Source organism: Shimia aestuarii, from assembly GCF_022814865.1.
Taxonomy (GTDB): domain Bacteria; phylum Pseudomonadota; class Alphaproteobacteria; order Rhodobacterales; family Rhodobacteraceae; genus Shimia; species Shimia aestuarii_A.
Genome location: NZ_JAKVRD010000003.1, coordinates 42345 through 53982 on the forward strand (window position 1 = coordinate 42345; position 11638 = coordinate 53982).

At 61.6% G+C, this 11638-nt stretch carries 12 protein-coding genes; 3 read left to right on the forward strand and 9 right to left on the reverse strand.

Features of this window, described 5'->3' with window-relative positions:
* Window positions 1–16 precede the first annotated feature (16 nt).
* The 6 genes from MK745_RS04095 to MK745_RS04120 all read right to left on the reverse strand — a co-directional run bounded on the left by MK745_RS04095 (window position 17) and on the right by MK745_RS04120 (window position 6495).
* A complete protein-coding gene (locus tag MK745_RS04095) occupies window positions 17–616 on the reverse strand; it encodes a superoxide dismutase (RefSeq protein WP_243611999.1) in 600 nt (199 codons plus the stop codon).
* A 120-nt stretch (window positions 617–736) separates the two neighbouring features.
* Window positions 737–1159, reverse strand: a complete 423-nt coding sequence (locus MK745_RS04100; protein ID WP_243612000.1) for a hypothetical protein — start codon at window positions 1157–1159, stop codon at window positions 737–739.
* 170 nt (window positions 1160–1329) lie between these two features.
* Window positions 1330–1899, reverse strand: coding sequence for a sarcosine oxidase subunit gamma (locus MK745_RS04105; protein WP_243612001.1), 570 nt, complete (start codon window positions 1897–1899; stop codon window positions 1330–1332).
* Window positions 1892–4906, reverse strand: a complete 3015-nt coding sequence (locus MK745_RS04110; RefSeq protein WP_243612002.1) for a sarcosine oxidase subunit alpha family protein — start codon at window positions 4904–4906, stop codon at window positions 1892–1894. The genes MK745_RS04105 and MK745_RS04110 overlap by 8 nt, the downstream gene beginning before the upstream one ends.
* The gene (locus MK745_RS04115; RefSeq protein WP_243612003.1) at window positions 4903–5232 is read right to left on the reverse strand and encodes a sarcosine oxidase subunit delta; all 330 of its coding nucleotides are present in this window, start codon (window positions 5230–5232) and stop codon (window positions 4903–4905) included. The genes MK745_RS04110 and MK745_RS04115 overlap by 4 nt, the downstream gene beginning before the upstream one ends.
* Before the next feature lie 15 nt (window positions 5233–5247).
* Complete coding sequence (locus tag MK745_RS04120; protein WP_243612004.1) at window positions 5248–6495, reverse strand: sarcosine oxidase subunit beta family protein; 1248 nt, start codon at window positions 6493–6495, stop codon at window positions 5248–5250.
* Between the two features lie 195 nt (window positions 6496–6690).
* Between MK745_RS04120 and ccmI the strand changes: the two genes are divergently transcribed.
* From ccmI to MK745_RS04135, 3 genes are read left to right on the forward strand one after another with little or no spacing between them, the layout of a single operon-like run.
* The gene (gene ccmI, locus MK745_RS04125; protein WP_243612005.1) at window positions 6691–7932 is read left to right on the forward strand and encodes a c-type cytochrome biogenesis protein CcmI; all 1242 of its coding nucleotides are present in this window, start codon (window positions 6691–6693) and stop codon (window positions 7930–7932) included.
* Window positions 7929–8411, forward strand: coding sequence for a Holliday junction resolvase RuvX (ruvX, locus tag MK745_RS04130; RefSeq protein WP_243612006.1), 483 nt, complete (start codon window positions 7929–7931; stop codon window positions 8409–8411). The genes ccmI and ruvX overlap by 4 nt, the downstream gene beginning before the upstream one ends.
* Window positions 8408–8653: a DUF1289 domain-containing protein gene (locus MK745_RS04135; RefSeq protein WP_243612007.1), complete on the forward strand. Its 246-nt coding sequence runs from the start codon at window positions 8408–8410 to the stop codon at window positions 8651–8653. Before ruvX ends, MK745_RS04135 begins: the two co-directional genes overlap by 4 nt.
* Here MK745_RS04135 and MK745_RS04140 read toward each other — a convergent pair.
* From MK745_RS04140 to dusA, 3 genes are read right to left on the reverse strand one after another with little or no spacing between them, the layout of a single operon-like run.
* Window positions 8650–9423, reverse strand: coding sequence for a hypothetical protein (locus MK745_RS04140; RefSeq protein WP_243612008.1), 774 nt, complete (start codon window positions 9421–9423; stop codon window positions 8650–8652). The two genes, MK745_RS04135 and MK745_RS04140, sit on opposite strands and share 4 nt — an antisense overlap.
* Window positions 9417–10241, reverse strand: coding sequence for a sulfite exporter TauE/SafE family protein (locus tag MK745_RS04145; protein WP_243612009.1), 825 nt, complete (start codon window positions 10239–10241; stop codon window positions 9417–9419). The genes MK745_RS04140 and MK745_RS04145 overlap by 7 nt, the downstream gene beginning before the upstream one ends.
* Window positions 10241–11260: a tRNA dihydrouridine(20/20a) synthase DusA gene (dusA, locus tag MK745_RS04150; protein WP_243612010.1), complete on the reverse strand. Its 1020-nt coding sequence runs from the start codon at window positions 11258–11260 to the stop codon at window positions 10241–10243. The genes MK745_RS04145 and dusA overlap by 1 nt, the downstream gene beginning before the upstream one ends.
* Window positions 11261–11638: the final 378 nt, after the last annotated feature.

An 11638-nucleotide genomic window follows, 5' to 3' on the forward strand; every position in this document is an offset into this window, starting at 1 on the left:
TGCGATTGAAAAACGATCAGAGGCGCGACGCCACGTTTTCCCAGTTCACGAGGTTGTCGAGGAAGTTCGTGAGGTACGCCGGACGCTTGTTGCGGAAGTCAATGTAGTAGCTGTGCTCCCACACGTCGCAGCCCAGAAGCGCGGTTTGGTCAAAGCAGAGCGGGTTCACACCGTTCTCGGTCTTGGTCACGGCAAGCGAGCCGTCCGCGTTCTTCACGAGCCAGCACCAGCCCGAGCCGAACTGACCAGCACCTGCTGCGGAGAACTGCGATTTGAACTCGTCGACCGAGCCAAAGCTCTCAACAATCGCTTTCTCAAGCGCGCCCGGCATCGCACCTTTGCCCGGCCCCATCATTTCCCAGAACTGCATGTGGTTCCAGTGCTGCGACGCGTTGTTGAAGATACCGTTCTGCGCCACGGCGCCTGCATCGTAGGTGCCCTTTACGATGTCCTCGAGCGACTTGCCTTCCCATTCGGTGCCAGCAATCAGCTTGTTGCCGTTGTCGACATAGGCCTTGTGGTGCAGGTCGTGGTGATACTCGAGCGTTTCCGCCGACATGCCGAAATCGGCCAGCGCGTCATGAGCGTAGGGAAGATCGGGAAGTTCAAAAGCCATTGTAAGGTTCCTTCGTGTTCGTGCGGTTGTTCTGCACAACAAATGGGTCCGTCACCCCCGGAAGGTCAACCCCAAAGCGCCCTAAAAGCCCGGGTTTTCAACCGAAAATCCCCAAACCCCTTACTGCGCCAGCACACAACGCCCCTTGCCGTTGCCCGCATCGCTCTCATCGGACCAAACTGCTTTGACTTGCACGGTGGTGGTTTCGTCTTTGGTCAGAACCGCTTCAAACGTGGCATCCGTCGGTCCGCCTTCCGGCGCGATCGGCACGTCCTCGACCGACCACATGACCCGCGACTCCGTATCCGACAGGCTTTCAAACGCCCCTTTGACGGGTTTGCCCTCGGCAAAGCGAATGATCGGGTCAAGCACCAGAACCCGGCCTTTCTCGGCCTCGATTTCGAAACGGTAGCTCTCCGAGATCAACCCGGCCCAGCTCCGTTGGCGGATTTCGCACTCATAGGTCTCGGCCAGCGCAGGCGCGGCGATCAGCAGGGAAAGCGCCCCTGCGGCAAGGACAGAGCTTTGGTGGAATGTAAACACGGGGCAGCGATCCTTTTAAGAACAGTCAGGCAAAGACCTACCCGCCCTGCCCGCGCATCTCAACCAATTCGCGCCGAACCCGGGCCATTTGGCGCAAATGTGATCCCTGGAAACGCAGAACGCCGCCTCATCGCGAGGCGGCGTCCGGTAAAGTCCTGCGCTGCGAAGGCTCAGTTGAAGAAGCCAACCTCGCTGCCGTCCACACTGGCGACGCAAAGCAGGTCGAATACATACCGCGCCACCGAGCGGAAACAGATGATCTCGAAAGAGCCATCATCATTCATCCAGAACGCCGCCGCGACCTGCGCAAACCGCGTGCGGCGCATCATGCCCGGCTCGAACGCGCCCGGAGCAAGATCGACCGGCGCGAGTTTGGCGATGACTTCGCGCGCGCACTCGCCCGAAACCTTGAACACCGCCCGCGCATCCGAGACGTTGACGACAAGCACATGCTCGCCCGCCAGCGCCGCGTTGAGGGACGCGATGATGTCCTCGGCGGCCCCGTGATCGCAGATCACAAGAAGCTCGTCCGGCGACATCCAGGCCACCGCGCCCTTCTCGCCACTGGCGATCTGGCGCTGTTCCGGCACCGACGCGCCAAGCACGTCTTTCAGGGCCTTGGCCATCGGCTTGGATGCGAGATCGCCCCGCACCGTGATCATGCCCCGCAGGCCGGTTTCCTCGACCAAAGCGATCCCCGACTGGGAGACGCCATTCAATGCACTGACGACATTAGACATTTTGCTTCTCTCCATCTTTGTCGAAGAAGATCGGATCGACGATTTTCGCTTTCACGGTGCTGCCATCGACCTTGTTGAGTTCGATCACCTCGCCCATCCGATCCGTCCCGTGATGGACAAGCGCCATCGCGATGCCCCGGTCAAGGGTCGGTGAATAGTAGGTCGAAGTCACGCGCCCTTGGGTGTTGCGCTGGCCGTTGGCGTTCTCACCTTCGGCAATCGCATAGGCCCCGTCGGGAATGACCGATCCGTCGAGCGTCTCGAGGCCGACGAGTTTCCAACGTTCCGGGCTCGCCATGTGGGGGCGTTCCTGCGCGCGCTTGCCAAGGAAGTCTTCCTTCTTCTTGGAGATCGCCCACTGCATGTTGAGATCCTGCGGGATCACCGTCCCGTCGGTCTCGTCCCCGATCATGATAAAGCCCTTCTCGGCCCGCATCACGTGCAGCGCTTCGGTGCCGTAAGGCATGATCCCGAACTCTTCGCCGGCCTCTAGGATCGCATCCCAGAAGGCGCGGCCCTGGCTTGCCGGGACGGCAATCTCGTAAGAAAGCTCGCCCGAGAAGGAAATTCGGTAGGCCCGCGCATCGAAATCGCCGATCTTGCCGTCTTTCCAGCCCATGAAGGTCAGGCCCTCTTTCGAGATATCCATATCCCCGCCGAGTTTCTCAAGCACCTTGCGCGCATTCGGACCCACGATGGCGATCTGCGCATATTGCTCGGTCACGTTGGCGGTAAAGACCTTCCAGTCCCACCATTCGCACTGGAGCCAGTCTTCCATCCAGCCGTGGATACGTTCCGCACCGCCGGTGGTGGTGTGGCAGAGGAAGGTGTCCTCGTCGATCCGGGCGACAACGCCGTCGTCGATCAGAAAGCCGTTCTCGTTACACATCAGACCATAGCGACAGCGCCCCGGTTTCAGCGTGCTCATCATGTTGGTGTAGAGCATGTCGAGGAACTTGCCCGCATCCGGCCCTTTGACAATGATCTTGCCGAGGGTCGAGGCATCGAGCATGCTCACGCTGTTGCGGGTTTGCAGGATTTCGCGTTTGACCGCCTCGCCGTGGCTCTCGCCAGTGCGCGGATAACAGTACGGACGGCGCCAATGGCCCACCGGCTCGAAGAACGCTTTCTGTTCATCGTGCCATGCGTGGATCGGCGTGCGGCGCAGCGGTTGGAACACGTCGCCCCGTGCCTCGCCCGCGATCGACCCCATGGAAATCGGCGTATAGGGCGGGCGGAACGTGGTGGTGCCCACCGACGGGATCGGCGCGTTCAACTGACCGGCGAGCGTCGCCAGACCGTTGATGTTGCTGAGTTTCCCCTGATCCGAGGCCATGCCGAGCGTGGTGTAACGCTTGGTGTGCTCAACGCTCTCATAGCCCTCTTGCGCGGCAAGCCGCACGTCCGAGACCTTCACGTCGTTCTGATAGTCGAGCCACGCCTTGATGCGAAGCTCCGGCCCTGCACCCTGCGGCATAAGCCAGACCGGCTCCATCGCTGCTTCGGGCGCCTCTGCGGCTTTCGGTGCCGCCTTGCGCGTCGCGGTAAAGCCCGCCGCCTTGGCCGCGGCCTTGCCCGCATCATGGGCGTCTTTCACCCCTAGCGCGAGATCGAGATAGCCATTGGCCGACCCGGCCACAGTCACAAAGGCCTCGCCATCATGGCTCGTCGGCGCGCGCGAAGGGTCGGGGCGGAAATGCGCCTGCGCCTCGTCCCAGGTGAGCTTGCCACCACAATGGGACCACAGGTGCACCACTGGCGACCAACCGCCCGACATGGCGACCGCATCGCACTTGATTTCCTCGAGCACAGCGCCTTCCCCGGCCTGCGCACAGATCGCCACACCGGTGACGCGCTTGCCGCCTTTGACCTTGGCAATGCCTTTACCGTTCTCAACCCGGATGCCAAGCGCGCGTGCCTCATCGGCCAGCGCCCCGCCGCCACCGGCGCGCGCATCAAGGATGACCGGCACTTCGAGGCCCGCCTGCTTGATGGCAATCGCAGTGCGATAGGCATCGTCATTGTTGGTCACGACCACGGTGCGATCCCCAACGGACACGCCATAGTCTACCACGTAATCGCGGATCGCAGAGGCGAGCATCACGCCCGGAATATCGTTGCCCGCAAAAGAAAGCGGCCGTTCGATCGCGCCGGTTGCGGTGACGATCTGCTTGGCACGGATGCGCCACAGGCGATGACGCGGCCCAGACTCGAGCGGTGCATGATCGCGCACCCGCTCATAGCCAAGCACATAGCCATGGTCATAGACGCCCGCGCCCATCATACGGTTGCGCAGGGTGACGTTTTCCATTGCCTCAAGCTCGGCCACGAGGGCATCGACATAGTCCGCCACCGGCTGACCATCGACCTCACCGCCATCGACCATAGAGCGACCGCCCCAATGCGCCGTCTGCTCCATCAGGAGAACCTTGGCACCCGAGAGACCCGCCGCTTTCGCCGCCTGAAGACCGGCGACACCGCCGCCCATGACGACCACGTCCACATAGGCGTAGAAATGCTCATAGGTATCCGCGTCGCGATCCTTCGGCGCTTTGCCAAGGCCCGCCGACTGGCGCACGATGGGTTCAAAGACGTGCTTCCACGCTGCGCGCGGGAACATGAAGGTCTTGTAATAGAACCCCGCCGGGAAGAAACGGGTCATGTAGTTGTTGACCGCGCCGACATCGAATTCGAGGCTCGGCCAGTGGTTCTGGCTTTCGCAGGTCAGACCATTGAAAAGCTCGGTCGTCGTGGCGCGCTGGTTCGGCTCGAAGTTGCCGCCCTTGCCGAGGTTGACGAGCGCGTTGGGCTCTTCGGCCCCGCTCGCCACCGGCCCGCGCGGACGGTGATATTTGAACGACCGGCCCATCATGAGCTGATCATTGGCGAGAAGCGCCGAGGCGAGCGTGTCGCCCTCGTAGCCGGTAAACTGCTTGCCGTTAAAGCTGAAATGGAGCTGTTTGCCCTTGTTCAGCAGACGGCCGCCTTGTGCGAGACGCGTGCTCATGCGAATTCCCTCCAGCTCCAGCCGGGATATTTGGCCGAAATCTTGTCCTTGATCTCCTGCGGCGGCTCCAAAGTCTGTGCCGAATAGGTGCCAAAGACCTCAAGCGTCGTGGTCGAGCGCGCGGCGTGAAAAAACTTGCCGCAGCCGTTCGAATGGCGCCAGCGCTCGAAATGCACCCCCTTGGGGTTTTCGCGCATGAAGAGATAGCCTTCGAAAGCCTCGTCTTCCGAGCCGGGCCCAAAGCGCTTAAGATGCGCCTCGCCCTCGGCATGAAGCTCCGTTTCCTCGGCCCAAACGCCGCAATAGGGGCATTGAAGTGTCAACATGTCCTTGCCCTCTCCTTAGTGTGCCACACCGGCCGCGACGCTCTCGTCGATAAAGCGGCCTTCGATGAAACGTTCCATGCCGAATTCGGCACAAAGCGGACCGGGCTCGCCCTTGGCGATGAGATCCGCCGTGGCCCAGCCACCGCCCGGGATCGCCTTGAACCCGCCGGTGCCCCAACCCGCATTGATGAAGCAATTGCCAAGCGGCGTCTTGCCGATGACGGGCGAGCGGTCGCCGGTCACGTCCACGATCCCGCCCCACTGGCGCAGCATCTTCAGGCGCGACACGATTGGGAAGGTCTCGCAAAGCGCGCGCACGGTTTCTTCCACATGGTGGAACGAGCCGCGCTGCGTGTAGTTGTTGAACCCGTCGGTGCCGCCGCCAATGACCATCTCGCCCTTGTCGGACTGGCTCATATAGCCATGCACCGTGTTGGCCATGACGACCACGTCCATGCAGGGCTTGATCGGCTCGGAGACCAGCGCCTGAAGCGCCACGGATTCCATCGGCAGACGGAAGCCCGCCATATTGGCGAGATCGCCGGAATTTCCCGCGACCACGAGGCCGAGCTTGTCACAGTCGATCGGGCCCTTGGTGGTATCCACGCCTTTGACCTTGCCGCTTTCCTGGCGCACGCCGATGACTTCGCATTTCTGGATGATATCCATGCCCATATCCGAGCAGGCCCGCGCATAGCCCCAGGCCACTGCATCGTGACGGCCCGTGCCGCCGCGCGCCTGCCAGAGACCGCCGAGCACCGGATACCGCGGCCCGTCGATATTGATGATCGGCACCAATTCCTTGACACGTTCCGGCCCGATAAATTCGGTCTGCACACCCTGAAGCGCGTTGGCATGGGCCGTGCGCTGATAACCGCGCACCTCGTGCTGGGTCTGCGCCAACATGATGACGCCGCGCGGCGAGAACATCACGTTATAGTTCAGGTCCTGGCTCATCGTCTCATAGAGCGAGCGCGCTTTTTCGTAGAGCGCGGCCGAAGGATCCTGAAGATAGTTCGAGCGGATGATGGTCGTGTTCCGGCCGGTATTGCCGCCGCCAAGCCACCCCTTCTCGATAATCGCGACATTTGTGATGCCGTGGTTCTTACCGAGGTAATAGGCGGTCGCAAGACCATGCCCCCCGGCACCGACGATGATCACGTCGTATTTCTTCTTAGGTTCGGGCGAACGCCATGCGCGCTCCCAACCGGTATGATACCGGGCGGCTTCACGGGCGATGGCAAAGGCTGAATAACGTCTCATGTGCAGCTGATTCCGATCTGAAACGGGTGTCATCCTGTATTGGACCGTCACGCAGAAAAACCACGACCGTAAACCGTCAGTTTGCATCCTGGTTGCGACATCTATGTCGTCCGCGTCCATTTGCCCTTTTTCACATCGCCCCGAAACTATAGATGAAGAGGCGAAATACCTTTGCTGGCACCCCAAGGAGGCACCATGGCATTCTGGATTATCGCTCTCGTTCTCGCGTTGATCGTCGCAGGGCTTCTGGCCCGCGCCCTGACGCGTGGCCAGCAAGGCCAAGAGCATCCCGCTGCCTATGATCTCCGCGTCTACCGAGATCAGCTCAAGGAGATCGACAAGGATGTCGCGCGCGGTGTGATCGGCGAAGAAGATGGCGAACGTCTGCGCGCCGAAGTCTCGCGCCGCATCCTGTCGGCAGACGCTCAGCTGCGCCACGCCGAAGAGGGCGGCAAATCCGATACCCGCGGCGACGCCCCCCTTGCCGCTCTTGTCGCGCTCATCGTGGTGGCCGGTGGCGTTGGTCTTTATTTCACCGTCGGAAAACCAGGGTTCCGCGACCTGCCCCTCGAAACCCGCATCGCCGAAGCCGAGGAAAAGCACAACACGCGACCAAGCCAAGCCGAGTACGAAGCCAAGCTGCCGCCAATGCCCCTGAATGAACCGCAGGGCGAATTCAAGGATCTGATCGCCAAGCTACGCGACACGGTGGCCGAACGCCCCGATGACCTTCAGGGACAAGTGCTCCTTGCACGGAACGAGGCCAATCTCGGCAATGTGCGCCCCGCCTATAAGGCACAGGGCGAGGTTCTGCGCCTCAAGGGTGCCGAGGCCGAGGTGCAAGACTACCTGTTCCATGCAGAACTGCTCATCAACGCCGCACAGGGCTATGTCTCGCCTGAAGCCGAAGCGTCACTGCGCGCCGCGATGGAGAAGAACCCGCGCCACCCGGTTGTGCGCTACTACTGGGGCCTGATGCTGGTTCAAAGCGATCGCCCGGACCTTGCCTTTGACATGTGGGAACGCCTCTTGCGCGAAGGCCCGCCGAACGCGCCCTGGATTCCCGCCATCCGAAGCCGGATCGAAGAACTCGCATGGCGCGCGGGCGAAAAGTTCACCCTTCCTCCAGAACAGCCCGCCACAAACGCCCCGATGCTGCGCGGTCCGAGCGAGGAAGACATGGAAAACGCCTCCGAGATGACCGCAGAGGACCAGCAGGCGATGATTCAGAACATGGTCTCGCAGCTCTCCGAGCGTCTCGCCGAGGAAGGCGGCTCCGCGATGGAATGGTCGCAACTCATCAGCGCCTATGGCGTCCTTGGCGACACGCCGCGCGCCGCAGCCGCCTATGCCGAAGCTCAAGAGATCTTTGCCGGGGATGAGGCCGCTCTGGCGATCTTGCTCAACGGTGCTGCCCGCGCAGGTGTGGCCGAATGATCCATATCCATGAAAGCGTCGAAGATTTCCTGCCGGCCATCGCCGACACCCAGACGCTCATGGGGCTGGATCTTGGCACCAAGACCATCGGCGTCGCGCTCTCCGACAGCTTCCAGACGGTCGCCACGCCCACCGAGACCATCAAGCGCAAGAAATTCGGGATAGATGCCGCTCGCCTGATCGAGATCATCGAGTCCCGAAGCGTCGGCGGTATCGTCCTCGGCCTCCCTCGCAACATGGACGGAAGCGAAGGCCCGCGCGCCCAATCGACCCGAGCTTTCGCGCGCAATCTGGCGCAATTGACGGCAATCCCGATCTGCTTCTGGGATGAACGCCTGTCGACCGTGGCCGCCGAACGTGCGCTGCTTGAGGCGGATACGTCAAGAAAACGTCGCGCAGAGGTTATCGATCACGTCGCCGCCTCCTATATCCTCCAAGGAGCGCTGGATCGCCTGCGCCATCTGAGGAGCCTGTCATGAGCGGACCCACCGAGACAGACAAGGTCTGGAAACGCGACGAAATTGAAAGTCCCTGTATCAAGCTCTGCGTGATTCACCCTGAGGAACGCATCTGCACGGGCTGCTACAGGTCGATTGAAGAAATCACAGGCTGGGCCCGCAAGACCCCGGAAGAGCGCCGCGCCATCATGCAGGAACTGCCCTCCCGCGCGCCGCGCCTCAAGAAACGCCGCGGCGGGCGGGCTGCACGCCTCGACCGCTAGGGCGCTTCGATCCACTCTGCGACTGTGGCAACCTCGGGACGGAAATAGGCGATGATGCGATCCCCTGCCCCCGCGCGCCACGGCGCAACACCATGCAAGGTCAGCCGGTGCAGAAGATAACTCTCTCCCGGCACAGCATGCACCTCGACCCGCTCGCAGGTCTCAAAGACCTCGCGCCGCGCCGCGACATAGGCCTCCGTGATATCGACCTGCCCCCAATCCTCGGCCTTGTGATCTGCGAGTGCGTCGCGAAGACGGGTGCGCATGATCTCGTGACTGCCTTCCCAAAGCACCATCGGGGCCGCATCCGGCCCTGCATCCGTAAGCGGCAGGCCAAGGATGAACATATGTGGCTCCGCGATCCTGCGCCGCCGCGCCGCCCCTTCGGCGCGAATGCCATCCACATGCGCCGCATCCCGGCGCAGGCGATAGCCGAACGCCGCCTCACTCTCGCCCGCGCGCGGCTTGGGATACCCTTCCCGCACCACCGAAACCTGTGCTTTGTGCAGCGCGGGCAGCGACCCGAACATCTCTGAAATGACGCTCACAGGTGCGCCGCAAAGCGAAGGCCCACCGGCCACCGCGCCCCGTGCATCATTGTCGAGAGCGTCGACCCCGACAAACCATGTGTCTTCGCATTGCCACCAATGCGCCTGCGCGGGATCGTGCATCGCCACCCGCGCGGCTGGCAACGCCGCCTCAGCCCAAGCGCGGACCGCCGCATCCTCTGCAAAGCGGCACCAGCCACGTTGCAAAAGCGCGTCTACCATCCGAACGCCTTGCGCAGCATGTTCAACGCCACAAGCGTCAGGAAAACCGCAAACACCCGTTTGAGAGGTTTGGGATCAAGCGAATGCGCCAGCTTGACGCCAATCGGCGCAGTCAAAAGCGTCATCGCGATCACCAGAAGAAAGGACGGCACATTCACCGCGCCGACCGTGTAGGGCGGCTTTGACTCCGCTGCGATGTCCAAAAGCAGGAACCCCGCCACGGACGGCACCGCGATGAGAACGCCAAAACCCGCCGCCGTGGCCACCGCTCGGTGGATCGGCGTGTTGTAGAGGCTCATCAGCGGGACGCCAAAACTGCCGCCGCCGATCCCCATCAGAACCGAAAGGAACCCGACCACCGGGCTCATCACCGCACGGCGCAGACCGCCGGGCATCGCCTCACCAAGCCGCCATTCCGACCGCCCGAACCCCATATAAAGGCCGATCACGACACCGAGACAGCCAAAGATCGCCTGAAGCGTCATGGAACGTAGCGACGCAGCGACAAGCACGCCCAGTACCGCACCAATCGCGATTCCCGGCGCCCAGGCGCGCAGGATTGACCAATCCACCGCACCTTTCTTGTTGTGGCTGAGCACCGATCGGATCGACGTGACAATGATCGTAGCAAGCGACGTGGCAAGACAGACCTGCATGATCTGCGGCCCGCCATAGCCTAGACCCTGAAACGCATAGAAGAACGCTGGCACAAGGATGATCCCGCCACCGACCCCAAGAAGCCCCGCAAGGACCCCGGCAAAGCCACCGATCACCACGAGCATGACCACCAGCGGCCAGATATCTACGATTGATGGCATCACGCCGTCCCCACCTTGTTGAATTCCCCTGCCTCATCCACATGCGCGAGCGCATCAAGGACAACCTCTGGCCCTGCGCCGGGGCGCGAGGCGTTTTCCGAAAGATATCGCCGCCACGCCCGCGCGCCCGGTTTTCCGGCGAACACGCCAAGCATATGCCGTGTGATCTGGTTGAGCTTGCCACCTTGCGACAGGTGCGCCTCGATATAAGGCAGCATGTCGATCACCGCCTGCCGCGCCGTCGTCGCATGGGCCCTACCATAAATCCGCGCGTCCGCTTCAAGCAGGATATCTGCCGGCGTATGATAGGCCGCGCGCCCGATCATCACACCGTCAAGACCCGCGGCAAGAAACGCCTCTGCCGCGTCAAGCGTCTCGATACCGCCATTGATCGACAGGTGAAGCGCGGGATAGGCCGCCTTCATCTCCTGCACGAGACCATAGTCGAGCGGCGGAATATCCCGGTTCTCCTTGGGCGACAGACCCTGAAGCCACGCCTTGCGCGCATGGATCGTGAAGCGACGCACCCCGGCCTTGGTCACAGTCTCAAGGAACTGTGGTAGGATCTCGCGCGGCTCTTGATCGTCGACACCGATCCGGCATTTGACCGTGACCTCCCGACCCTGCGTCGCGATCATCTCCGCGGCACACTCGGCGACAAGCTCCGGCTGGCGCATCAGAACTGCGCCAAACGTGCCCGACTGAACCCGGTCAGACGGACAGCCGACGTTGAGGTTGATCTCGTCATAGCCCGCATCCGCCCCGATCTTCGCCGCCTGACCAAGCTCTTTCGGATCTGACCCACCAAGCTGAAGCGCGACGGGGTGTTCCTCGGGGTTGTAATCAAGAAGATGTAGCGCCCCGCCCCGCACCAATGCGGGCGATGTGACCATCTCAGTATAAAGCAATGTCTCGCGCGACATGAGACGGTGGAAGTAACGGCAATGCCGGTCCGTCCAGTCCATCATCGGCGCCACCGACAGGCGCGCCGCCCAATCAAGTTGTCCCGTCGCCGTCATCCGAACAACCGCTCCCCGAGCCTCTCGTTGCAAGCAAACCGCACCCCTCGGCGCGAAAGCCCTCGTTTGCCATGATTTGGAGCACAGCGAAACCGAAAACAAGCAGGACTTGATTCCCGCGAAGTGACGCCGCGTCGCTTGACCAAAAGATCAGGTTTTCATACCTATTTTTGGGTAGGAGCGGAAAACACCTCACACGAACGTGATACCGTGCAAGAACACCCCCGCACCCTTTACTAGCAAGCCATTGCTTTTACTTTGTTTTCTTAACATTTTCACAAGTCTTTACAAAGCACCCTTTACAAATGGAAATGTTTTTACAAAAACTTCCTTTCCTTTTCGGCACTTATTTCAAAATTTTCAGTCTTGGGTATGATC